Annotated in this window: 20 protein-coding genes; 9 read left to right on the forward strand and 11 right to left on the reverse strand. The window is 35.9% G+C overall.

Annotated features, from left to right (window positions below; genetic code table 11):
• On the forward strand, positions 1-414 hold a 414-nt coding region (locus tag A8L32_RS10540), incomplete at its 5' end, for a T9SS type A sorting domain-containing protein (protein WP_143525070.1).
• A gap of 549 nt (positions 415-963) precedes the next feature.
• Here the strand turns inward: A8L32_RS10540 and A8L32_RS10545 are convergent.
• The 4 genes from A8L32_RS10545 to A8L32_RS10560 form a co-directional block, all read right to left on the reverse strand.
• A complete protein-coding gene (locus tag A8L32_RS10545) occupies positions 964-2,370 on the reverse strand; it encodes an outer membrane beta-barrel protein (protein ID WP_075590490.1) in 1,407 nt (468 codons plus the stop codon).
• 10 nt (positions 2,371-2,380) lie between these two features.
• Entirely contained in the window at positions 2,381-2,950 is a 570-nt protein-coding gene (locus A8L32_RS10550; RefSeq protein WP_143525071.1) for an RNA polymerase sigma factor, read from the reverse strand.
• Between the two features lie 112 nt (positions 2,951-3,062).
• A complete protein-coding gene (gene smpB / locus A8L32_RS10555) occupies positions 3,063-3,521 on the reverse strand; it encodes an SsrA-binding protein SmpB (protein WP_075590491.1) in 459 nt (152 codons plus the stop codon).
• 38 nt (positions 3,522-3,559) lie between these two features.
• On the reverse strand, positions 3,560-4,177 hold the full coding sequence (locus A8L32_RS10560; protein ID WP_075590492.1) for a Yip1 family protein: 618 nt from the start codon (positions 4,175-4,177) through the stop codon (positions 3,560-3,562).
• A gap of 94 nt (positions 4,178-4,271) precedes the next feature.
• Between A8L32_RS10560 and miaA the strand changes: the two genes are divergently transcribed.
• The 8 genes from miaA to A8L32_RS10600 all read left to right on the forward strand — a co-directional run bounded on the left by miaA (position 4,272) and on the right by A8L32_RS10600 (position 12,338).
• The gene (gene miaA, locus A8L32_RS10565; protein WP_075590493.1) at positions 4,272-5,198 is read left to right on the forward strand and encodes a tRNA (adenosine(37)-N6)-dimethylallyltransferase MiaA; all 927 of its coding nucleotides are present in this window, start codon (positions 4,272-4,274) and stop codon (positions 5,196-5,198) included.
• 319 nt (positions 5,199-5,517) lie between these two features.
• Positions 5,518-6,924, forward strand: a complete 1,407-nt coding sequence (locus A8L32_RS10570; RefSeq protein ID WP_075590494.1) for an adenylate/guanylate cyclase domain-containing protein — start codon at positions 5,518-5,520, stop codon at positions 6,922-6,924.
• A 147-nt stretch (positions 6,925-7,071) separates the two neighbouring features.
• Positions 7,072-8,604, forward strand: coding sequence for a sensor histidine kinase (locus A8L32_RS10575; protein WP_075590495.1), 1,533 nt, complete (start codon positions 7,072-7,074; stop codon positions 8,602-8,604).
• A gap of 54 nt (positions 8,605-8,658) precedes the next feature.
• Entirely contained in the window at positions 8,659-9,342 is a 684-nt protein-coding gene (locus A8L32_RS10580; RefSeq protein WP_075590496.1) for a response regulator transcription factor, read from the forward strand.
• A 161-nt stretch (positions 9,343-9,503) separates the two neighbouring features.
• Positions 9,504-9,875, forward strand: a complete 372-nt coding sequence (locus tag A8L32_RS10585) for a hypothetical protein (RefSeq protein ID WP_075590497.1) — start codon at positions 9,504-9,506, stop codon at positions 9,873-9,875.
• Between the two features lie 88 nt (positions 9,876-9,963).
• Positions 9,964-10,968: a beta galactosidase jelly roll domain-containing protein gene (locus A8L32_RS10590; RefSeq protein WP_075590570.1), complete on the forward strand. Its 1,005-nt coding sequence runs from the start codon at positions 9,964-9,966 to the stop codon at positions 10,966-10,968.
• A 3-nt stretch (positions 10,969-10,971) separates the two neighbouring features.
• Positions 10,972-11,994, forward strand: a complete 1,023-nt coding sequence (locus A8L32_RS10595; RefSeq protein ID WP_075590498.1) for a sugar-binding domain-containing protein — start codon at positions 10,972-10,974, stop codon at positions 11,992-11,994.
• A gap of 80 nt (positions 11,995-12,074) precedes the next feature.
• Entirely contained in the window at positions 12,075-12,338 is a 264-nt protein-coding gene (locus A8L32_RS10600) for a hypothetical protein (RefSeq protein WP_075590499.1), read from the forward strand.
• A 403-nt stretch (positions 12,339-12,741) separates the two neighbouring features.
• On the opposite strand, the gene A8L32_RS10605 is transcribed toward A8L32_RS10600, so the two are convergent.
• The 7 genes from A8L32_RS10605 to A8L32_RS23530 form a co-directional block, all read right to left on the reverse strand.
• The gene (locus tag A8L32_RS10605; RefSeq protein WP_075590500.1) at positions 12,742-15,078 is read right to left on the reverse strand and encodes an arylsulfatase; all 2,337 of its coding nucleotides are present in this window, start codon (positions 15,076-15,078) and stop codon (positions 12,742-12,744) included.
• Between the two features lie 83 nt (positions 15,079-15,161).
• The gene (locus tag A8L32_RS10610; RefSeq protein WP_075590501.1) at positions 15,162-16,412 is read right to left on the reverse strand and encodes a BamA/TamA family outer membrane protein; all 1,251 of its coding nucleotides are present in this window, start codon (positions 16,410-16,412) and stop codon (positions 15,162-15,164) included.
• A gap of 79 nt (positions 16,413-16,491) precedes the next feature.
• On the reverse strand, positions 16,492-18,855 hold the full coding sequence (locus A8L32_RS10615) for an arylsulfatase (protein ID WP_083631268.1): 2,364 nt from the start codon (positions 18,853-18,855) through the stop codon (positions 16,492-16,494).
• 18 nt (positions 18,856-18,873) lie between these two features.
• On the reverse strand, positions 18,874-20,301 hold the full coding sequence (locus A8L32_RS10620) for a DUF1254 domain-containing protein (protein WP_083631269.1): 1,428 nt from the start codon (positions 20,299-20,301) through the stop codon (positions 18,874-18,876).
• Positions 20,302-20,646: 345 nt separating this feature from the next.
• A complete protein-coding gene (locus A8L32_RS10625) occupies positions 20,647-22,116 on the reverse strand; it encodes a DUF1254 domain-containing protein (protein ID WP_075590503.1) in 1,470 nt (489 codons plus the stop codon).
• Between the two features lie 247 nt (positions 22,117-22,363).
• Positions 22,364-23,950: an arylsulfatase gene (locus tag A8L32_RS10630; protein WP_075590504.1), complete on the reverse strand. Its 1,587-nt coding sequence runs from the start codon at positions 23,948-23,950 to the stop codon at positions 22,364-22,366.
• 283 nt (positions 23,951-24,233) lie between these two features.
• Positions 24,234-24,401: a hypothetical protein gene (locus A8L32_RS23530; protein WP_158027225.1), complete on the reverse strand. Its 168-nt coding sequence runs from the start codon at positions 24,399-24,401 to the stop codon at positions 24,234-24,236.
• Positions 24,402-24,581: the final 180 nt, after the last annotated feature.

Genomic DNA, 24,581 nt, shown 5'->3' on the forward strand with positions numbered 1-24,581 from the left:
TTTTCAGAAACTGATAATATATTCCTAGTAGATAATGTAGAGGATATTACAATAAATCTAAATGAAACACCAGAATATACTTTCGTATCTAAAGCTGGAGAAGAGTTAGATCGGTTTGAGTTAAAATTTGAAGGTTTAACAACGGATATCGAGGATGATAATAAGCAACTTGTTACGAATAAAAATGTATTAATTTATGCAATTAACCAGCAGGCTACAGTAAAGGTATCGGAGAAGTTATTACAAGGTAAGGATAGACTAATTGAAGTATACAACTTAGCGGGGCAACTAGTTGATCAACATGAGTTAAATGGTATCCAAACTGAATTTAGATTACCAGATCTAAACACAATGTATATAATTAAGGTAAGTATCGACAATTCTTCATATCAAGAAAAAGTGATAGGCTTGTAATAGTAGTACTAAAAGTATAAAGAAAACCGAGGTTAGGATATATTCCTTTCTTCGGTTTTTAGCTAAAAATTGTCTTATAAAGGTTTATAATATAATAGCTCAGTTAATTAATACACACGATTTAAATTCTACTATAACAGAGTTTGAATTACCACATGCCTATCCGATGTATATTATAAAAGTAAGCGTAGATAATTCATCATATCAGAGAAAGGTGATTACTAAAATGTAAAACTGAAGAATGTAATATAAAGTATAGAAAAATCCGATTCAGAGTTGAGTCGGATTTTTTTGTCCTAACTCAAATTATATGCTGAAGATTCGTTGTAAATATTGAATGTAATATTACAAGGTTGTATTTAAGTAGAGTATCACCTAGATCCTTGCATAGTAACAAAATTAACGCTTTGTTTTAAAGGAGTTTTATATGCTATAAAGGTTAAAATATACGTAGATAACAAAGAGGACATATGCATTTTATCCTTTGGTTATTATCAATGTTATCTAATGGAGAATGTGCTAAGTAAAGTTAAATATAGGATGTATATGCTAGAACGTATAACTAACTCCGGTATAGAATCCGATAGAATATGGTTGGTAACTGCCAGAGTTGCTCACGGAGTTCATAAAATAGCGTATTCTAGGTTCAAAATTAAAGTCTAATGATTTTAAAATGGGAGCAGATAAGCCAAAGCCAAAAATAGCGGTGTAGTTAACGTCATTAATATTTGCCATTTCTCCAATCTTTTCTTTACTACTATTGTTAAGCTGGTACGCACTATTACCTAGTAAAAAGTTAGTGCTCATTCCTCCCGACAGAGAAATACCAATTGTTTTATCTACTAAGTTATATTTTAATAAGAAAGGAACTTCTATATAGTCAAGTTCTTGCTGCACAGTAATGTCATTTGCTGCTGTGTTGTCTATTGTATTGTTTGGGGCATCTGAATTGAGCTCATATGTAATGCTTGACATAGCGGCATCTTCAATGAGGTTCTGATTAGAGGTGTTGTTTAACTTTATACTACCCATTGAATTAGACAAATTAGGTTTAGCGCTTTGGATGCCGCCACTTGCGGCAGGACTATAAAAGTTACGCTTATTCTGACTAACTATTGGATTGCTAAATTTTTGTCCAACCTGTGAGTAATAAACACCTGTTTCAATAGCCCATCTTTTTCTGGTTTTTATATTCAGATTAATTCCTCCTGTATACGACATAATACCATCTTCATTAACGGCACTGGCTCCTCCATTAGAATTAGATCCATTGCTGGAATAACTAGGAGAAAATTGTCCTCCCAAAGCATATTTAAGCTCTTTTTTCTTTTTCTCTTCAATACTTATAGAAGTGCTATGATTGGCGAAATTAAGATACTCCACAGCTTTTGAATTCAGCATACTTTGGTTGACCTTATTAAAGGTATGTGTAGCATTTACATCAGAATGACACATGATTTCTATATCCTTGTTAGTAATCATCCTTAAAACACCCATGTTTTTGTTATTGGCCAATTCGTGAGCATTATTATTACTCAAGTTTATACTTTCTTTTTTGACGTTAGTATTAGAACTATTATTATTCGACAGCTCTGAAGAAATAGTATTTATTACAATAGTGTTAGTTAGAGTATTGTCGATAGCATTATCTAGCAATGGAGCTGAGGAAGTATTGCCTATTGATTCTTCTGTGCTGATACTCTCATTGTTCATCTCTATGTTTGAAACGTTAGTTAATAAAGGTTGTTGAGTATTATTTTGCCATAATAAACCACCTAAAAATAAAATACCAATGATAGCTGCAGCAGCAATGCTTCGCCACAGTATAATGGTTCTTTTATTGTTTTTACGTCCTTGCAAATTGCTCTCAATAGCATTCCAAACAAAGGCAGGTGGAGTTTCCTTGAAGTCACTCAATCCATCTTTGAAAATATTATCTATATTTTTCTCACTCATCTTTTCGTATTCAAGCTGTTTGCGTTTCTTTTTCTTCCATCACTGTAAGTTTATCCTTTAAAAATTTTCGAGCCCTCGATAAGTTCGATTTCGATGTACCAACAGAAATTCCCAATACCTCAGAAATTTCGTTGTGCGATAATCCCTCCATGGCATACAGGTTAAAAACTAGTTTATACTTTGGAGGTAAGGTCTCAATTAGTTTTAAAAGTTCACTGGTTGAATGTTTAGGGGTGTGTTCTATCTTTTCTTCATCTTCAATCTGAAGATCTTCAATTGACTCAACCAGGTAAATTGGGTTTTTCTTTCTGAAAGATTCAATAATGGTATTCACCATGATGCGCCTCATCCATCCTTCAAAAGAACCTTCAGACCTAAATTTGTTGATGTTGTTAAATATCTTAATGAATCCATCTTGTAAATTATCTTCAGCTTCAGTTCGGTCTTTGCAGTATTGAATGCATACACCAAACAACCAAGGCGAGAATTTCTGGTATAGCAATTTCTGCGCCTTAGCGTTATTTTTCTGACACTGTTGTATAATCTCCGATAGATTCTCCACTCTTAATAAATTATCCACATAAGCCTTTAGGTTTAAAGCTATACAAAAATCAGCCCTAAATTTAATTAGGGCTATACTTTGTTAATGGGATGATGGTAGAAATAAAGGAAGGTTGCGTTGATATTCTAAATTAATGAATCTTTTTTACACGATCCATTTCTCTTTTGGCATCTTTACTCTTAAGCGTTTCTCTTTTGTCGTGGGTTTTCTTTCCTTTGGCCAAACCTATTTCTACTTTTGCCCAACCTTTATCGGTGATAAAAACCTGTAACGGAATAATGGTAAGTCCTGACTCTTTCGTTTTCCTATCTAATTTCTGAAGCTCTTTTTTGTGTAATAGCAGCTTTCTTTCTCTCAAGGGCATATGGTTGTTATATGTACCGAAAAAATATTCTGATATATTAAAGCCTCTAATCCAAAGTTCGTTTTTAATAAAATAGCAATAAGCTTCTACCAGACTCGCTTTTCCTAATCTAAGAGATTTTATTTCAGTTCCCGAAAGCTGCACCCCTGCTACGAATTTCTCCATTATTTCGTAATCGAAGTAAGCCTTTTTATTGCGGATATTTATATTGTTTTGTTTTGACATATTGATGTAATCAGTAAAGCAAAATTGTTTTTGAATGATTAAAATCCAACAAAGCGGATAAACAAGTTAGATATAAAATAAGGTATAAATAGTAATAGAGCACTTACAATTATTGTAAATACTACTCTTAAATCTTTTGACTCAAATTCACCAATCTCTTTGGTTCCTAACCATACAATGTAACCCGTGTAAATGGTTAGAGCTAATAAATAAGATGCTTGCGGAACAAGGGTAACTACCATTTTCACCAGGTATAGAACAATTGAACTATAAGCACATATTTTAAAACTAAGACTCTTTAAATCAGAAGCGTTTATTTTTACCGTAAACTTGGGTAAGATATTTAGTGTTATAAAATAGGTGATATATAATCCTCCGAATAAAGCTGTAAAATCAGCTAAAGCATATTTTAATGCGGGCGCAAAATCATAACCTTGATCATAACCTTGATGAGAGGTAATGTAGCCTACAAAAGTAAGAAGAGTTAAAACTCCGATGTAAGGCAAGATATAATTACCTAAAATTGAATTAAGATCAGATTTCTCGGCGTGTATGGATGACCATTCAGATTTTGGCGAAACAATTAAATTTCTAGTTCTAGAAAATAGAAGTTTATATTTTTCCGCCATACTCTCTTGCTTTTGCGATGTGCTCATGAATCTTAATTTACTGTATGGTGATGTTTATTTAAACGTACTAAATAATTAGCTTTGTAGTGGCAAAAATATAAAAAAACGAGTCAATTAGTTTATGCAACATTCCAATAAGTATAATTTGCTTGTAGTGCTTGGTCCTACAGCTAGCGGAAAGACCGCACTGGCAGCGCCTTTGGCAGATAAAATTAAAGGTGAAATTATTAGTGCAGATTCTCGCCAGATATACCGACATATGAATTTAGGTACAGGAAAAGACTATGCAGACTATACTGTGGGAGATCATAAAATACCCTATCATCTAATCGATATTACCGATCCAGGTTATAAATATAATGTGTACGAGTATCAACGAGACTTTTTTAAAGCTTTTGAAGATATTAATGCAAGAGGTAAGTTTCCTATTATGTGCGGAGGTACAGGCATGTATATTGAGGCTGTTTTAAGTGGTTTTAAAATGATTCAAGTACCATCTAACCCTCCTTTACGGGAAGAGTTAGAGCATAAATCATTGGAGGAGTTAGCAGCTATGCTTGCCTTGATGAAGACATTACACAATAAAACAGAGGTTGATACAAAAAAACGTGCTATCAGAGCTATAGAAATAGAGACCTATTATCAAGACAATCCTGAAATTGAAATTGAATTGCCTGAGTTAAACCCATTAATTATTGGAGTTGATATAGATAGAGACCTTAGGAGAGAAAAAATAACCGCTAGATTAAAAACGCGCCTTGAAGAAGGAATGGTTGATGAGGTAAAAGGTATTATAGATTCAGGAGTTAAACCTGAAGATTTAATATATTACGGATTAGAGTATAAGTTTTTAACGCAATATGTAATTGGCGAAATATCATACGATGAAATGTTTCAGCAACTTAATATTGCTATTCATCAATTTGCCAAGCGTCAAATGACTTGGTTCAGGAAAATGGAACGCAGTGGTTTTGATATTCATTGGGTAAATGCTACCGAGAATATTGAGACTAGAATAAATAAAATTGAAAAAATGCTAATAAGCTAAAGCGTTAGATGTTTTTATACAAAAAACTATATTTTTTGAGCTTTAAAGTATATGCTTGTTTATTCTTATTAAGTGTTAATTGATATTGTTTTGATTCCTATTATCTTGAGGTGCACAAATTGCAGAAAAAGTATAGTGACCTATTTTTAAAGTATGATTTATTTAAATATTATTTTTCAGTGTTTGTCAATAAAAAAAGGTGTTTCAAGCTGATTATTCGATCGCTGGAACAAAATTAGCCTGATTGAGAAAACTTATTTTATTTGAACCCGTAATATCAACTCAACACATTCTTCAATTGATATTTTGATTAGGGTAAATGGATAATATTGAGTTATATATTAGTCGGATTTCTAAGTTAGCTAACCGTAACAAGGAACTTAACCGAGAAATGAATGAGATTGTAGGGAGATACAATTTCATCCAAAAACAAAACGATAAATATTTAGATTTACTATCTAACTTTTCATTTGAAGCTGATGATGAGAAGAAGAGTCCACGAAAAAAGATACATCGCTTTAAAAGAGCATCTTTACTATATGCATCTATAGAGGGTTTTGAAAAACTCAATGGTCACCCCAAAGCAGAACGATTAATGGATAAGCTGGATGAACTTCAGTTTACGATGGATCAAATTGCAAAAAAATATAATATCTTAAAAATTAAAACGGTTGGAGATATTTATATCTATGGCGGTGGTATGCTGGAAGAAAATCGTACAAACCCAATTGACGTTATATTAGCTGCTTTTGAGATGCAGCAAGCTGCGATTGAGGTAAATGGAGGTGAAAATAATTCTGCATTTTGGGAACTGAGCATAGGTATACATACGGGACCAGTATTGGCAGAACCTACAGGCAGAAAATCAGCTCCATTCCGTTTGGCTGGTGATGCGGTAAATTTTACCAGCCGTTTAGGTAAAGCATGCAAAGCAGGTCATATAAATATATCGGCCATGACTTATGAGTTGGTAAAGGAGTTTTTTACTTGCGATAGCTCCGGAGAAATGCCAGTTAAATACAAAGGTATGATGGAATCGTACTTTGTAGAAGGAATTTTACCTGAACTGGCAAAACCAGAGCAAGTTAATGTTGGCAATAAAGAGTTTAATACTAAATACTCACTAATACAGTTTCTGGATATTCAGGAAGAGGTATTGGATATGATGGAGCAAAATTTACCAGAGAAATTATTCTATCATAATATTAAACATACCATTGATGTAGTAACAGAAGTTGAGTTAATTGGATGGGCCGAAGGATTAGGAGAAGAAGAGATTCTTATTTTAAAATTGGCAGGTTTATTTCACGATTCAGGCCATGTTATCAGTTATGATGATCATGAGTATCATGGTACCGTAATTGCCAAAAACATGTTGAGTAAATACCATTTCACAGAAGAGAGAATGGATGAGATCTGCAATCTTATTATGGCTACTAAATTTCCTCCTAGTCCTAAAACTTTGTTAGAAAAAGTAATGTGCGATTCAGATCTTGATTATTTAGGAAGAACGGATTTTATTCCAGTATCTAATATGTTATATGAAGAGCTAAAGGTTAGAGATTTGGTGGGTTCGTTTAATGAGTGGAATGAGAAGCAGTTAACCTTTATTAAAAAGCACCAATATTTTACGGATACAGCCCAGAACCTTAGAGAGGTAAATAAAAACAAACAAATAGAAAGACTTGAACGTCTGCTCTCGGTGGAGTCAAGAGCAGAATCATAGTTAAAGTTTATTGATTAAAAGTGAAAAAGCCAATTGAGTATATACTTAGTTGGCTTTTTGTTTTCATACAGTCTAAAAATATTCCTTACTTTTAAGGAGTTGATACTTTAGTTTATGAAATTATCTTTTTTAAAACCACTAATTTTTATGCTATTATTAATAGTGATGCCCTCGCTATTAATAACGGTATTTCAAATGAATTCAATTGATCAGCAAGAGCAGGCTTTTGAAGAAATTTATAAACGCCAGCTTACTTCTGTAATTTTTTCTATTAATATGTATGCTGATGATGTGGTTAACCGATGGGTGGCTGAAGTTTCAGACCAGGTAGATGACCTTGATGGAATAAATAATTTTGATTTAAAGGCCTTAACCAATCAACAAAACTTAATTGTTGGGGTGTTATTGCAGCATTTTAAAGGAGATTCAATACATGAGAAAAAGTATAAATTAGGAGATATCCCTGATGAACTTGCGAAACAAGTTGTTGATTCCTGTACCGCAAACTTGAAAAATATAGAAAGACTTTTTATTTATCTTGAAAGTAATTACCGAAAAGTGATGGTTTTTGAAGCTAAAGGAGTGAGGTCAAAACATGCGCTTGTTTTTGCACTTAAAAACCATAAGGGAGAAAATTTAATTGGTGCTATTTTGGTTGATTCCGAGAGTTTTGTTCAGGATGTTCTCGCACCTCGTATTCAATCTGTAGCTTTACAGGATGTAGCTATTGGGTTAAAGGAAAGAGGCTCTGAAAATATTATCTACTCCAATACAAAAGATATTACTTATACTTCTGATGATATTAATGAGACTTTTTGGCAATTACCTAGTTATGCATTATACCTGAAGCCTTTGGGCGATTCTACTGATGCTATTTTAGAAAAGAGGAGCAGGAATAATCTATTTATATTAGCCATAGTTGATTTTGTATTATTGTTGGGAGGAGTGTTGACTTACTTTAATATTAAAAAGCAACTACAGTTGGCAAAAATAAAATCAGACTTTGTATCTAATGTTTCGCATGAAATTAGAACTCCGCTTGCATTAATTAGTATGTATGCAGAAAGTCTTCAGTTAAACAGAGTCAAAGGAGAGGATAAATTGCAGCGTAGCTATGGTATTATATTCAGAGAAGCTAATCGTCTGACGGGTATCGTAAATAACATTTTAAACTTCTCTAAAATGGAAAGCGGAAAACGCAAGTACACATTTGATACATTTAATTTAAACAACAATGTGATAGCTGTGGCCGATAGGTATGGGGACAGTATAAAGAATACGAATGTTGAATTTATCATGACATTAAATGAAGAACTAGATAATGTGTGGGGAGATAAAGAAGCAATTGATGAAGCTATAGCTAACCTTATTGAAAATGCGATTAAATATGGTAAAGGAGATAAAAAAGTAGAGCTTGCCACAGGGTTAATAGATAATATGTGTTGGGTAGAGGTGAAGGATAATGGGATAGGAATACCTGCAAAGGAACAGAAACTAATTTTTAAACAATTTTATCGGGTGACCTTAGGTAATCTTGCTCATCAGGCAAAAGGTTCTGGTTTAGGCTTGAATATAGTAAAACAAATTGTTGATGCACATAAGGGTAAAATTGTAGTGGATAGTGAAGTCGGAAAAGGAAGTCGTTTTCGTATTTATCTGCCCTTGCCCAATAATAATTAGATCAAAGGAAATATTGCATATGATTCTTTAATATAGGATATAATCAGTTTAAAGATGGATAAAATATTAGTAGTGGAAGATGAGCCCGATATGCTTATGGGCTTAAAAGATAATTTAGAGTTTGAAGGCTACGAAGTAGATGTAGCCGTGGATGGAGAAGATGGTTTAAATAAAATATTGAGTGATCATTATAATTTGGTATTGCTTGATGTAATGCTGCCAAAACTTTCAGGTTTCGATGTATGTAAAAAAGCGCGAAAGAAGGATATTCAGACACCTATAATCTTTTTATCAGCCAAAGGAGAGGAGTTAGATAAGGTAATTGGTCTTGAATCTGGTGCTGATGATTATATTACCAAACCCTTCTCATTGCGTGAACTTTCTGCACGAATAAAAGCGGTTATTAGACGATCAACGGTCAATATCGATCACAAAGAGGATCATATTGAAATTGGAAATTTAACGGTTGATTTTGCTAACTATTTAGCTTCGGTTAATGAAGAACAGGTTAAGATGAGTATGAAGGAATATGAAATTCTGAATTATTTATTTACGCATAAAAACAGAACGGTAAGCAGAGATAGCTTATTAGATTCTGTTTGGGGGTACGATTTTCAGCCAACAACGCGCACCATTGATAATTTTATTCTTAAACTAAGACATAAAATAGAAGACAACCCCAATAGCCCTAGTATAATACTAACAGTTCATGGTATAGGCTACAAATTAGTTTATTGAATTGTGTTTGTAAGTGGCACTTATAGAGCGCTATAAGTTTTTGATGACATTTTGATGACATTTTATTACAACGTATGACATGCAAATGACACCCCTGTGTTATTGCCGTCATACTTTTACAATGTAAAATAAAACAAGTCATTAATCATAAACTTATAGTCATGAAAAATTTAAAGTTTTTAGTAGTATTTGCCGTTGTATTAGGAATTGGAATAGGCAATGTTCAAGCAAAAAAAGCAGTAAAGGAAGTTACAACAACCCAAATGGTTAAATCACTCAAAAAGGATTTGATCTTATCATTTAAAGAGGAAAATATTGGTTTATTTGTTGAGAACGATAAAAAAACTACTGTTACGGTTACATTGAGGGTTTGTAAAGATTGCTGCATACAGGTAATGGAAGTAGAAGGCGGATCTGAAAGAATCCAAAAGTTGGTGAAAGAAACCATCAATACAAAAAAGTATAAAGCGGACGAAATTTGTAAATACCGTAAGTTTCGAGTTCCTTTAACTTTTGTGTATCACGAACATTAAAAGTTAGATAATTGAATTTAAGCCTCGCACATATTTAATATTTTATTGACCGATGAGAGTGAAGTTATTTCTTATATTATTCTTAGTTATGCAACTGAGTGTTTCGGCACAAACACTAAAGCAGCTTAAGGCCTTAAATGGGTACTGGAGCTTTAGTGTAGGCGACGATTTGGAATGGAGATTGCCCAACCATAACTTTAGCGATTGGGATAAGATTTACGTTGGAAGAAGTTGGGAGAGTCAAGGATACGATGGTTATAATGGATATGGATGGTACAAAATAAAAGTTGACTTACCGGTGGGTATGTCCAAAAATAATCTCATCCTAAAATTAGATGGAATAGATGATGCTGATGAAGTATATTTTAATGGAGAGTTGATTGGGCAATCAGGTACATTTCCTCCTAATGTTGAAACGGCATTTAACCAAATCAGAAAGTATACCATTCCTGCGCATCTAATTAATTCCTCCGTACCTAATATTATTGCAGTGAGGGTGTATGATGTATATGCTGATGGGGGAATTATGGGAGATGTAGGCATCTATCAGGATGTTGCGGAGAGCTATTTTTTATTAAACCTTTCGGGCAGCTGGAAATTTAAAACAGGAAAGAATAATGAATACAAAGATTTTTCTTTTAATGATAATGATTGGGACGAGCTAAGAGTCCCTCAAAGATGGGATGATCAAGGGTATGAATATCTGGATGGTTATGCCTGGTATCGTAAATCATTTAATTGGAATAACTCAAGTATTAGTGGAGATGTGATTTTCGTTTTAGGACGAATTGACGATAAAGATATCGCCTATCTTAACGGACAGAGGATAGGAAGTGTAGACGAAATGAAAAGAGGTCCGTATGATGCGCTTAAACAAGACCATAGAGCTCTGAGGGCGTACAGAGTGCCTAAATCGATGCTAAAAAATGGCAAAAATGTATTGGCAGTGCAGGTGTGGGACGAAGGCTTAGATGGTGGAATATATGAAGGACCCGTGGGTATTATGTCAGTAACGGCCTTTGATAATTATTTTGCTGAATTTGAGCATAAGAAGGGGTTTTGGGAATTTTTTTATGAAAGCATTTTCGAATAAAAGATGAAGAGAAAATATCTACATATAATTATACTGGTATTGCTTTATAGCATGGAGATGAGCGGGCAAGAATACAAGTTCGTGAAGGACTTGTCGGGCAAGTGGAAGTTTTCATTGGGCAATAATCCTGAATGGAGTAAATCCAATTACGATGACTCGGGATGGGATAAAATATATGTTCCTTCAGCCTGGGAAATGCAAGGATTTAATGGCTACGACGGTTATGCCTGGTATCGTAAAACCATTACAATTCCTCAGCTATATAATAAAGAAGCCTTAGCTATCGAATTGGGATATATTGATGATGTGGATAAAGTGTATTTTAATGGTAAAAAAATAGGTAAAACGGGTGACTTTCCGCCTTGCTTTGCTACTGCCTACAATGCACGTCGTATTTACGACATACCCGAATATTTAATAAACTATGATGCGCCCAATACTATTGCGGTTCAGGTATTTGATGAAGGGCTAGAAGGTGGTATTGTTAGGGGTGATATTCGCTTGATAGCTGAGAAAAATCCTCTACGCCCGTTCATGGATTTACAAGGAGATTGGAACTTTAAAATAGGGGATGATTTATCATGGCGTTATGATACAGGAGAAGATGGCAGTTGGAGAAAGATTTATGTGCCAGGAAATTGGGAAAATCAAGGATTCAAAGATTTGAATGGATATGCATGGTACCAGACTAGTTTTATAGCCAATGATAGTTTTTCCAAGGATAGGATAGTATTATTGTTGGGGAAAATAGACGACTTGGATGAAGTTTTTATCAATGGTATTAAGGTTGGTCAAACGGGTTTTATGGAGCCAGAGCACCGACAGCGAGAACATACAGAGGCATACAACCAACTGCGAGGTTATTTAATTCCCGAAGGGATTATTCAGCAGGGTAAAACTAATACCATTCACGTTAGGGTTTCTGATTTCTATTTAGAAGGTGGCATATATGCCGGTCCTATTGGTTTTATTCATCAGCAGGACTATATTAGCTACTGGAAGAACAGAAAAAAATCCAACTACTGATTTTGTAATTAAGTTATTGTAATTCATGGAATCCTTCTATTTTTGCGTTTTTAAAAATCGAATTAAAAACACAACGAATAATGCACAAAGTAATATTGTGGGTAGAATTTGAAGACCTGGTGAGCGTAGGCGAAATTTCAGAAAAAGCAGATATTAAATTAACCATCGAGGGCGACTCAAAAAAGATAGAAATTGTATCTCAATTAGATCTTAAATCAGGTATTGAATTTGAGTATGATGAGTACGGTGAATACTGCGTGTCTTTAGAGAGTGAATTTGTTAATTACAAAGAAAATTTTGTGTTTGATAAGCAAACTGAGGAAGTGGAGATATTGGTTAAATAAACAATCGTTACAAAGTGTTGTGCTTTTTATGTCTGCGGAGTTAAAATACATGACAACTTTACCGCTTTTGTAGGCTACGGAAGCAAAATATATGACAACTCAGGTGAAATATATGACAACGTTACCGCTTTTATACATTTCGGAGCTAAAATATATGACAACGTTACCGGTTTTTATGTTGGTTTAAATAATTTTGCAAATGATTGGTTCTTACTTTGTTTTCTGCAAATAAAAATCCCCACCTAATAGTAAGGCAGGGATTGTATAAAAATTGTATTTATTGGCGCCGCCAAAAGGTTTAATACCTCAAGGCTTGCCTCGTTAATCCAGTTAGTATTCATATTTATGCCTCTGGGCTTGCCCCGAGGTGGTTCACTTCCTCAGTAGAGGATAAAAAGCTATTCTATTTTAAATCATACTCCACAAAATCAATTTTGTTGCTATACGCAAATGGAGAATGATATACAGGTGTAACTGGTGATCCTAAATCCATACCAATATCGGTGGTTTCGGTTACGGCAAATCTAATTGGTACAGTTTTACCAACTACGCCTGAGCCTACTTCTTTACCATTTACAAAAAGTTTGGCTGTTCCACCACCTCCCCAATCTTCCGATTCTTGGGTGTATTCCATTTTTAACTCTAATTCTCCTTGCGGTAAATTAATACTCGAACTTACATTATATCTATCGGTATTAAAAAAGTTGTAGGTATAATGTAATTTGTTGTTTTTAACGTATAACGAATAGCCTGCTACGTTACCTCCAACGGCTACTAAAACCCCTTCGTCACCTTTTTTATAATCTACTTTTGAAGTAATGGTATGACTTCTTGAATAAACCGGTGGCGTTCCTCCTTCAGGAATACGTGTTGTTCCCTGGTTGTATTTGAAATGAGTCTTTCCTCTGGTTATAGATGGGCGTAACGGATTTAAGGCTCTCTCTGCATATCTATCATCTAAAGGATATACATTATATTTTTCGGCTTCCTGATCGAAAATAGCTTTTAATTCGGCTAATTTTTCTGGGTTGGATTCGGCTAAATCATTTGATTGCGAAAAATCCTCGTCAATATGATAAAGTTCCCATGTCTCATTATCAAAACCTACAGATCCCGTAAATGCCCATGGTACTCCATGAAACGAAGCAGCTACCCAACCATCGTGATAGATAGCGCGATGACCAGCTACCTCAAAATATTGTGTATTTCTCTTTCCTTCAGCATCGGCATCATCAAATGAGTAGTTCATACTTATGCCTGCTATAGCAGCTTGTTTGGCTCCATTAACAACGCTCGGTATTTTAATACCTGCAGCTTTGTAAATAGTAGGCGCAATATCTACCACATGATGAAATTGGGTACGTTTTTCATTCTTCGCTTTAATCCCTTGGGGCCACGATATAACTAATCCATTTCGGGTACCTCCAAAGTGGGATGGAACTCTTTTCATCCATTGAAAAGGAGTGCTTCCTGCCCACGACCATGCTACTGCATAATGGTTTTCAAAGTCTTTACCACCTAGCTCGTCCATTACAGCCAACTGGTCTTCTAAGTTATCCGGAAAACCATTCTGAACCATCATATTGTTAATGGTTCCAATTAGGGTTCCTTCGCCACTGGCTCCATTGTCACCCACTACATAAACTACCATGGTGTTTTCGCCTCCTTCAACTTTTTTGGCTTCCTCTAGTAATTTACCCACACAATAATCGGTATGAGCCAAGTATCCCGCAGCCACTTCCATTTGGCGAGCAAATAGTTTTTTAGCCTCAGGTGTTTGATCTTCCCAGGCAGGTATGGCATCTGGTCGTTCGGTTAACTTTGTATCTTCAGGTATAATACCTAACATTTTTTGGCGCGCAATGGTGTGTTCGCGCATTACATCCCATCCTTCGTTAAATTTACCCTGGTACTTTTTAATCCATTCCTTTTGTACGTGTAATGGTGCATGTATTGCTCCCGTTGAAAAGTAGGCAAAGTAAGGTTTGTCTGGGTTTAGCGATTTTTGTTGCTGAATCCAGTTAATAGCATCCTGACTTAAATCCTCTGTTAAATGATACCCTTGTTCTGGTGTTAATTTAGGTTCAACAGGTAGTGTGTTTTTAAATAATTGCGGTTCGTATTGGCTGGTTTCTCCACCCATAAAGCCGTAAAAATACTCAAAGCCCAAACCTGTAGGCCAACGATCAAAAGGTCCTGTTTGATTGGTTTCCCAATCTGGCGTGTTATGCCATTTACCCCAAGCTGCGGTATTATATCCATTTAAACGAAGTACTTCGGCCATGCTAGCAGCATCCTTGCCCCAAATACTATTGTAACCTGGATAGCCTGTTGACATTTCAGAGATTGTTCCGAAACCTGTTTGGTGATGATTACGACCCGTTAACAGAGCAGCTCTGGTTGGACTACATACCCCAGTGGTATGAAACCTAGTATAGGTAATTCCTTCTTCAGCCACCTTGTCTAGTGCGGGCATATCAATAGGGCCACCTAAGGTGCCAGGCTGACCAAAACCTACGTCATCTAAAATAACCAATATCACGTTAGGCGCGCCTTCTGGAGCTTGTAATGGTTGCGGATAATCTTCTTTAGAATCCTCAAATGTTCGTCCCATTTCGCCATTAAACTCTTTGGGAGGATATGCATAAGGTAATGTTGTTGCTTCTTCATCCGACTGCTTAACGGGTGCTGAACACGAAGCAATAATAACTACTAAAAGCAGATTTAATGTCTGTTTCATTGTGTTGAAGTTTTATGTTGTTTATGGTTTTAGCTTTGTATTAAACCTTAATCAATACTTAAGAGCCATCGTTGTTAAGTCTCTTAAAACTTTTCGTTTAAGCCAAGATAAAATCCTTTGGCTCCATGATTACCCCATGCGTAGTCTAAGGTTAAATTAGTTCTTGATTTTTTATTAATCATTACACGTAATCCAGCACCGTATCCTACATCTAGGTAATCAAATAAGTTAATATCATTGGTTCTGCTGCTGGCTGTTGTGCCATTTACAAAAACAACACCACCTAAGGTTTCTTTATTTTTTTGCAAGGGGAAACGATATTCTGTTTCGCCATACCAAATGTCTTCGCCTCTAAACCTACCTTGTGTATAAGCTCTACCCGAGTTTCCGAATTGATCCCATCCCACAGCAGGTAAATCTAAATACGGAACTTTACCCGAGGTAACAAACCAACCGTAGGTCCAAAAACCCAATAAATGCCTTGGTCTTTCCTGATCAAAATGTATATAGTCGCGATATTCAGCCCATAAAATACTAGATGACTGATCGCTTCCTAAAAATTCAGGGTTTACACGAAGATTTACAAAAGCATACCTACCCGAATAAGGATTGATGGCATTGTCTCTACTATCAAATAACAGGTTAAACGAAACACCCGATGTTGTATATTCTGTTTGTGAAAAACCTTGGTGTTCCTGATATAAATAATGACTGGTTAATACAGGTGGATCACTCTCTATATCCAGTAAATTATCTTTAATGTCAAAGTGGTAATCGTAATGGTAACCCAATCCGTAAAATAATCTGGTGTCTTGATGTTTGCGTAATGCCGTTTGATGCAGACGAATAAAGTTAAACTCCATTTGCTGCGCTGTTTCTATTTTTTTGCTGAACTGATTATCATCATATTCAAAACCATCATGAATCACTTTGTTGGAGTTGGGACCCGTACCTAATCCAAAAGTAGGCTGCGAGGTCATAAAGTATCTCCAATCACTAAGGATGTTCCATTTATCACCACTTAAAAAAACATTGGTTTTAGCGGTTAAAATTAGCTGCTTGTTGGTGGTGTAAATGATAGTACCTAAACCCGATGAAATGCTGGTGTTAGATTTGTCTCCCATAAACCAACTGGCACCTGGAGCTACCCCATACATTAAGCCATTGGTTGGATTAACCGCAATAACCGGAAGTGGTATTAATGATACTTTTTTTTCCTTCTTCTCTTTTTCCTCTTTAGGGGTTTTCTTCTCTTCTTCATCTGCTTGAGCAGATAAGTTTATTGCACCCAAAAGAAATGATGCTACGATGAATAAAACACTTACTTTTTTCATAATTGATGTAGGCTAATTAGGTCAGTGCATGTAAAGCGTTTAGTTCGCTAAAATGCACTGACCATAAGTTATTCAGTTTTTACTCCTTTATATATTTAACTTGAACTCTGTTTATTTTACCATCAAACTTAAATGGAGCATCATTATAATAGGCTTCCGAAACAGGAGAACCTAAATCCTGCCCAATATCAAAACCATCGTTAAAAGAGAACATGGAAGGAGCTGTTTTAGGCACCTGACCTTCGGCAAATACTTCTCCATTTACTTTTATAGTGATGTTTAAAGGTGCAAACATCTTGTTGGTTTCAAGTTTTGAAATTACTTCTATTTTTACCTTACCTGCAGGTAATTGCTTTTGCGCCTTTAACTTGGTACGATCCATTAAAAACAGATTGTACTCATAGTTTAAATAACCATCCTTTACAAAAAGAGAAATTCCACCCGCATAAGGTCCTAATGCATATAATACTCCATTTGAACTTTCCGATACTTCTGCATCTATGGTTACCTTATTATTTGTATTACCAATTCTAGGTGCGCTAGCTTCTGGTATACGTGTAATAGGGCTAGGGTAATCCCACTCTGTTGTTGGTTTCATAGGTGCGTCCTCAGGGTGCATTGCAGCTGTTGACCAAAAGGCACCGCCAATAGGGAGTGCATTGTTTTTAGTGGCTTCCATCAAAAAGATATCTTTCATTTGCTGCAACTTTTCAGGATTTTCATCTGCTAAGTCATTGGCTTGAGACCAGTCTTCTTCCAGATTGTAAAGCTCCCATTTGTCATTATCCGGACTCCATGTGTTAAACCCTTCTGGTAATCCTGGTAACCAAGGTATGCGAGGACCAAAAGTGCTGGCAAACCATCCGTCATGATATATTCCTCTGCTAGCCATAATTTCAAAGTACTGAGTCTTTTTCTGTCCCTCTACTTCTGCATCATCAAAAGTATATAACATACTTGTTCCATCTATTTTATCTTGCTCAATACCGTTTACAACTCTTGGAGGTGTTATGTCCAATATATCATAAATAGTAGGGGTAATATCATTTACATGATGAAACTGCGAACGAGGTGTATCGTCGGCCTTAATATTTTTAGGCCATCTAACAGCCAATGGTTGTCTGGTTCCACCAAAGTGCGATGCCACTAATTTGGTAGATTTATACGGAGAACTTCCAGCCCAAGCCCAAGCAGCATGTGCCATGTTTTCAACTTTTGCACCACCTAGCTCATCTAAACCACCAATTTTCTCCAGTGCTTCAATCTGTTGTTTGGTAGTGGTTATAATAGTGTTTTGTGCCAATAGCTCAGAAATGGTTCCAAACTGACCTTCAGCTGATGCGCCATTATCTCCCCATACGTAAAATACCAAGGTGTTTTCTGCATAACCTAATTCATCTAGTTCATCTATCATTTTTCCTACCTGAACATCTACATGTTCTATAAAGCCGGCATATACTTCCATCAATCTCACTTGAAATGCTTTTTCATCTTCTGGAATATCATTCCATGCAGGTAAAGTTTCTGGTCGTGGAGTTAATTTAGCATTTTTAGGAATCCAGCCCATCTCTTTTGCACGCTTATAAACACGTTTACGATACTCGTCCCAGCCATCATCAAACTGACCTTTGTATTTGTCGGCCCATTCTTTAGTAACGTGATGAGGTCCATGCGCAGCCCCGCTCGACCAGTATAAAAAGAATGGTTTTTCTGGCTGCAAAGATTTATGCTTGTGTAACCAATTAATAGCTTGATCTGCCAAGTCCTCGCTTAAATGGTAACCTTCGCGATGTATTCTGCTTTGATCTACATAAGTTGTATTTTCAACTAAAGCAGGTTCATATTGCGAAGCCTCTCCACCTAAGAATCCATAAAAGTATTCAAAACCGTACCCTGTAGGCCATCTATCAAATGGTCCCATTTCGCTCGTTTCTGAAGGGTGGGTGTTGTGCCATTTTCCAAACGCAGAAGTGGCATAACCATATTGTTTTAAAACTTCGGCCACTGTGGCGCTACTTGTTGGTATAACTCCTGAGTATCCATCCCAATCATTGGCATATTCCGAAATAACACCGTTACCAACTCTATGATGGTTACGCCCGGTTAGCATAGCAGAGCGTGTAGGTGAACACATTGCGGTAGAATGAAAACGATTATAACTGATACCTTCATTGGCAATACGGTCTAAGGTAGGTGTATTGATTTCTCCACCATAAGTACCTGCTTGGCCTGGACCAACGTCGTCAAGCAATATGATCATTATATTGGGCGCATCATCAGGTAAGTGATTTGGCACTTCGCGTTTTTGATGCACTGATTCTTCTAATGTTCTTCCTGCCGTAGATGCCGATGGCACGGGCGGAAATGGTAACACTTCCTGCGCACTTGCAGAATATGTAAGGGTTACCATACATGCGATTAATATGCTTTTTATTGTTCTCATAATGGTATATTTTACTTGCTATTTTACTAATTGTACATCGGGCATTACAAATGATTTATTCCAAAAAGCTTCGTCTGGTCCATATAATCGTAACCATACGTATGGCTTTTTGTTTGAAGTAGGAATCCAGTTGGATTGTAAACCAGCTGGAGCTTCAGGTCCAAAATATACATCTACACTTCCATCATCATTCATTTTCATATCGGGAGTATTAAATAAACCCAAACCCGACCTGTCCAAATCGTTATCGATAAAAGCAAATGTTTCATCATCGTATACTGTAATAGACCAAAACTGCTTGGCAGGAATATCTTTAGGAATATTGATTTTATAAAGATTTCCTTTTTCTAAGCTATGTCCATTGGCATCTTTAATAGGAGCCAAATAAACCGTGGCTGGTCGTTCTCCAAGTTTTTTAGGATATAGCGTAAAGAAATTCCAGGCTGCTGCTCTTTTATCTATTTCAATCCTGTTGTTGGCAATAAAATCAAAACCATCAACATCATCTGGTCTCATCACAAAACTCCACCCTCTATTTTTCCAGTATAAACCTTCTTCGTGATGCTCATATACAAGTTTGTGCATATATTCAAAGGCATCTTTTGCGGCCATATTGAATATTTCTTTCATTCTATCCGATGGATTAAAAGCTTTGCCAGGCTCTATGCCAATGCTTGCTAACATACCCATCATTACTTTATCTCTTTCTAGCACAGGTTCTACACTAAAAATAGCATGAATATCTTTCAAAGCTCTGTAATCGTATCGAGGTAACGTTTGAAGCTGATGCGGAATACCATCTACAAATTTTGTTTCCTTATCTTCTTCGCCTAAAAAATACATTTTCATATTTTGTGTGTATTGATAGGCATCTTCATCCGTTGCATTCTCTCCTCTTATAGATCTAAAAACCAAAGCCGTTCTATAAGTTGTACATTGTATAGGATAATATCCTGATGTAGGCAAAACACCTTGGTAGCCAGGAGGAATGAGTAGGTATTTACCACCTTTCCCTTTATCCGCTCCTGAAGGCCCAACACCCGCAATGGTTGATTGCCATGCATCTACTACCTGACCATATAAACTGGCTTTTTCACTTACAGCTGGAATATCCAACACCACTGGCCCTCCTCGTAAATCGGTGAAAGCGGTAATATATGGTGTTGCAGTGTTAGCAGTAATGGCTTTGTGTTTAGATAAAGCCGGGGCAGAGTATGCCACAATTACATTGGCTTCCACTTCGGGCAATGCCAAAAAGCCTTCGCGCAAACGATAAATAGCCGTAGCTGGCATAGCCCAAACGATAGCCTCAAATGCACGTTGGTATGTTACTTGTTCTTCTAAAGTGTTAAACCTACTGGTTTCTGTTGAAGAATCAATATTTGATTGGCAACTACTAAAAGCGATTAAGGCTGTTAGTAATAATATTAAGTTTTTAGTTTTCATAGCTCATCTGTTTTTGTAGTTATTAATATTTTACACTACAAAATTGCATAAACATGCTCTACGTTTTTTGTGCATTCACCTCGCTTTTAAAAAATACGGGATTCCCTTAGTTAGTGCTTGATCGAAAGTTATTTGATAATAGAAGATCAAAAATTAAACTGAAGCATTTCGATGTAAGCACTAAAAAGGTTTTCCAAATATTAGAAACCTTTGCGAAACCCTTCTCGCTTCCACTCTTTTCGTTAAAAAACTCATCAAAATGCTCATTTACGACAGTAAACTGTGCTTTTTCTTCATTTTTCGCCTTAAGATTGTTTGCGATTGAGGGTTATTCAAAGCCTTCTATTATTTAAGCTTTACCATTTGTGGAAATTGATATTTAATATCTATCACCTCCTGATGTGGTTCGTACATTCTTAATATCAGATAAAAATTACCCTTAGGGGCTGGTAGCCAATTATCGGTGTTTTCAGGCTTTGTGTTTTGAATAAGAATGTCGAATGACCCATCTTCGTTTATTTTTAGTCCTTTTGATTCGCGACTAAATTTATAACGGTTAAGCTCGTTATCGTAAAATAACTTGTTGTTGGCATCGTATAAAGTAAGCGACCAAAAAGAATTTACAGGAGGCTCTTCTTTAAAATGAATTTTATAACTGTTGACACCCAACACAGGTTTGTTTTCGCTATCTGTAAATCGAATGGGGTACATGGCTTCTTTTTCTCCTTGACCGCCTAAATAAGGACCAGAGATTAAAGATCTGAATGAAAAGTCATAACCATAATTATCTAGTTTTACAGCCACATTCCAGCCATTATTTACAAAACTAGACGAATACATAGAGGCCAATATAGCTATAGGACCCTCAACCGCAGCTTCTTTTAAGCCTTTCAATCTACTTGCATTTAATGAAGAAGCATCAAATTTTCCATCCTTAATACCAATTCGTTCTAATTGTCCTACTAAGGATTTATCTTCCTCAAGTATTTCGTTTTGACTCATGGCAAAGGCCAAGTATTTGTAAAATCTTAAACTATCGCTCACTGCATACTGAGGCATGGCAGGTAAAGAGCTTCTTTTAGCCAATGCTTTTTCACCATTATATTCACTTAATGTGTTTAACGTAAATTGATCCTGTAAATCATGAACTTTAGAAATATCTTCTCCTTCTAACACATGAATGCGTCCCCATAACCAGGTTTTGCTGGTTTTTATATGTACAACTTTATCCACCGATTTAGGTAGATTTCCTTTCCATCCTGGTGGAATTAATGCGATGGTCTGAGCTTCTGTTCCTGTATTTCGTTTGCCAATATACTCTGTTAAGGTGTGGTACATGTCAAAAACATTCACCACATAATATCTTCCATCGGTATCTGGCGTTTTTAAAATATATGGTTCTGTTAAATCAACCACAGCGCTCATGTAATAGGTGTCGTTGTTAGCTGTTGGCATGTCTTTGTCTTGTGCTGTAGGTAAGCGCTTAGCCCAACCAATTTTATTTAAAGGAGCACGATAACTGGTTTTAGGCTTTGGCTCGGGTACATTAATATAGTCTCTCATGGCTTGTTCCATGCGTACCATGGCGTATCCCCACTCATAGGCAAGTGTGCCTATGGCTTTAGCATCATAATAGTCCCCTAATTGTCCTATTTCTAGGTTTGGAGCGACTGTGATAATTGGATCGTTTTGCGCGGCAACCTGAGACAAAATAACTTGCTCAGGGTTGCTGGTTTTACAACACTCCTCCGTTTTTTGCGTGCAAGACGATAGTATACTTACTATCATTATTGCTGTATATATTAAATTCTTCATGACAATTTTGTTTTAAATATTGATAGAGTTAAAATGGTAACTTTCTTAACAAAAGCTATTACCGATAAAAAAATCTATGTCGAATTTTTCTTATTACTTAGTTCTTTAATAGGGATTTCTACTTTTATATTTTGTAGAAGACATATTTTTCGACAGGATTAACAGGATTACTATATTGGTTTTACTGAAGAAATCTTGTGAATCCTGTTAATCTTGTCTTAAAGCATTTTCCTAAGTTTTGTACTTTCTATTGAGCTGGTCTTTTTACACCTTCAGTATCAATGTTTGAAGGTGCATCCATAACTTTCTGAATTTGATTCATGATGGCACCCACTCCAATTCCTGCACCTTTCTGACGAGGAGGAAACTCTTTTAAACTCTTCGTGAACTCCATAATTGGAGGCGCTATTTGTGGTAAAATCCACGTTTTTTCTTTCTGCCATAAAAAGTGTCCAGGTGTTTCAGGTGATCTCTCAAAAGGATCAAGTTTAATGTCTACAATCATACCCGCTGGTAATACTTCTCGTCCTTTTACCCATTCGTCTTTTAGTGCTAAATGAATTTTCCAGTTATCCACTCTAATGGCATTTAAGTCATTTTCGCCAAAATAAAAGAATTCACGTCTTTTTGACTTTCCTTTTCCTGTGATTAAATCCAATTGGTTATATCCATCAATATGTACTTTGTATTTAGTGCCATTAACTTTTTTGCCTTCTAACAATTCTTCTTTTATATCTTCCTCGCCTACAGCCGCCATAATGGTAGGCAACCAATCTTCTGCGGTAAATAATTCTCCACTATAGGTTCCTGCTTCAACTTTACCAGGCCATTTTACCAACATAGGTACTCTATGCCCACCATCCCAAGTGGTTCCTTTTTCTCCTCTAAAACTAGCCGCTCCAGCACTAGGCCAATGAGATAAATTAACACCATTATCAGATGTAAATAAAACAATGGTATTATCGGCTATGCCAAGTTCATCCAACTTATTTAATAATTCTCCAATTAAGTAATCCATATGCATTAAACCATCGGAGTATTTTCCGTGTCCGCTTTTTCCAGCCCATTCATCACTAACAAAAATTTCTTGATGCATACGGGTTGGGCAAAACCATAAAAAGAAAGGATCTTTTTCTTGGTGCACTTTGTCTAACCAATTTTCAGAAATTTCTAAAACTTCATCATCAAAAGTTTTTTGTCTCTCGGCAAATAAAGTACCTCTATCTTCAATGGTTTGCTTACCTACTTTTCCAAAACGAGGATCAATCGTTGGGTCATCTACATCTGTCGCTTTTGTGTAAAGCACATTTCTAGGACGTCCGGTATAATTTGGATCCTTAGGGAATTCTGGTTGTTCTGGCTGATTCATCATGTTTAAATGATAAAGAACACCGAAGAATTCGTCGAAGCCGTGAACGGTAGGTAAATGTTCGTTTCTATCGCCCACATGACTTTTTCCAAACTGAGCAGTTGCGTACCCTTTATCCTTTAATAACTCTGCCAGTGTAACATCTTCTGCCTGAAGCCCTAAATGCGATCCTGGTTGACCTACAGATGTAAGTCCGGTTCTGATAGGATATTGTCCTGTTATAAAAGCTGCTCTACCTGCGGTACAGCTAGGATGTGCGTAAAAATCACTCAACATCATACCTTCTTCTGCAATTCTATCAATATGGGGTGTTTCCACGGCACCTAAGCCTCTATGGTAAGCAGAGATATCCATAGGCGCAACATCATCCGTAGTAATAACTACTATATTAGGTTTTTGTGCGTGAGTTAGTAGTGATATACTTGTTATCACAAGCATTACTAATATTTGTTTTAGCGTTTTCATAACTATTAGTTTAATGATTAATATTTTAATGTAAAGATATCTGTATGTAGTGTATAGAGTAAGCGGGGTTTGTTTAGTTTTAAAAAATACGCGTTTCCCTTAGTTAAGTAATATAACGTAGCTAAGGTATGCGCATTGTTTTTTATGCGCAAGCATTTTCGACCAAAAGGGTGAAAAAGTCATTTTAGATTGATATCTGTTGATTAAAACACAAATCCCCTTATCAAAAAGATAAAGGGAAAGGATAACTCACATTTTACTGAAAGATTACTATTGAAATATCTTAATGAAGTTCAATAGTAGGTGGAGTTGGTTGTTGCGGTAGTTCCGGAGGTAGTGGTTGAATCTTTTCTGGAATTTCCGGTTGAGGATCATTCTCGTTACCACACGAAACTAAACTCATTGAGGCCACTAAAGCCATTGCTGCGAATAAATACTTAAACTTTTTCATCATTCTAATTTTTAAATAAATAATTGATAAATCTTACCTTACAAAGTTGAGTGTTTGCTTGTTGGTATTTATGAGGGCCAAACCTGAATGTGCATAAATACGTGTTTTACGTAGGTGGTTTGTAGGGGTGTAGAAGCAACAAATCCCCCCATCGTAATGATGAAGGGAAATGTAAAAAAG

Source organism: Labilibacter marinus (assembly GCF_001659685.2).
Taxonomy (GTDB): domain Bacteria; phylum Bacteroidota; class Bacteroidia; order Bacteroidales; family Marinilabiliaceae; genus Saccharicrinis; species Saccharicrinis marinus.

Excerpts from the sequence above, each read along its gene's own strand:
- A8L32_RS10545 (WP_075590490.1), bottom strand. The coding sequence starts at position 2,370 with ATGAGTGAGAAAAATATAGATAATATTTTCAAAGATGGATTGAGTGAC.
- A8L32_RS10580 (WP_075590496.1), top strand. The coding sequence starts at position 8,659 with ATGGATAAAATATTAGTAGTGGAAGATGAGCCCGATATGCTTATGGGC.
- A8L32_RS10595 (WP_075590498.1), top strand. The coding sequence starts at position 10,972 with ATGAAGAGAAAATATCTACATATAATTATACTGGTATTGCTTTATAGC.
- A8L32_RS10590 (WP_075590570.1), top strand. The coding sequence starts at position 9,964 with ATGCAACTGAGTGTTTCGGCACAAACACTAAAGCAGCTTAAGGCCTTA.
- A8L32_RS10630 (WP_075590504.1), bottom strand. The coding sequence starts at position 23,950 with ATGAAAACGCTAAAACAAATATTAGTAATGCTTGTGATAACAAGTATA.
- A8L32_RS10615 (WP_083631268.1), bottom strand. The coding sequence starts at position 18,855 with ATGAGAACAATAAAAAGCATATTAATCGCATGTATGGTAACCCTTACA.
- A8L32_RS23530 (WP_158027225.1), bottom strand. The coding sequence starts at position 24,401 with ATGAAAAAGTTTAAGTATTTATTCGCAGCAATGGCTTTAGTGGCCTCA.
- A8L32_RS10625 (WP_075590503.1), bottom strand. The coding sequence starts at position 22,116 with ATGAAGAATTTAATATATACAGCAATAATGATAGTAAGTATACTATCG.
- A8L32_RS10575 (WP_075590495.1), top strand. The coding sequence starts at position 7,072 with ATGCTATTATTAATAGTGATGCCCTCGCTATTAATAACGGTATTTCAA.
- A8L32_RS10610 (WP_075590501.1), bottom strand. The coding sequence starts at position 16,412 with ATGAAAAAAGTAAGTGTTTTATTCATCGTAGCATCATTTCTTTTGGGT.
- A8L32_RS10570 (WP_075590494.1), top strand. The coding sequence starts at position 5,518 with ATGGATAATATTGAGTTATATATTAGTCGGATTTCTAAGTTAGCTAAC.
- miaA (WP_075590493.1), top strand. The coding sequence starts at position 4,272 with ATGCAACATTCCAATAAGTATAATTTGCTTGTAGTGCTTGGTCCTACA.
- A8L32_RS10600 (WP_075590499.1), top strand. The coding sequence starts at position 12,075 with ATGCACAAAGTAATATTGTGGGTAGAATTTGAAGACCTGGTGAGCGTA.
- A8L32_RS10620 (WP_083631269.1), bottom strand. The coding sequence starts at position 20,301 with ATGAAAACTAAAAACTTAATATTATTACTAACAGCCTTAATCGCTTTT.
- smpB (WP_075590491.1), bottom strand. The coding sequence starts at position 3,521 with ATGTCAAAACAAAACAATATAAATATCCGCAATAAAAAGGCTTACTTC.
- A8L32_RS10585 (WP_075590497.1), top strand. The coding sequence starts at position 9,504 with ATGAAAAATTTAAAGTTTTTAGTAGTATTTGCCGTTGTATTAGGAATT.
- A8L32_RS10560 (WP_075590492.1), bottom strand. The coding sequence starts at position 4,177 with ATGAGCACATCGCAAAAGCAAGAGAGTATGGCGGAAAAATATAAACTT.
- A8L32_RS10605 (WP_075590500.1), bottom strand. The coding sequence starts at position 15,078 with ATGAAACAGACATTAAATCTGCTTTTAGTAGTTATTATTGCTTCGTGT.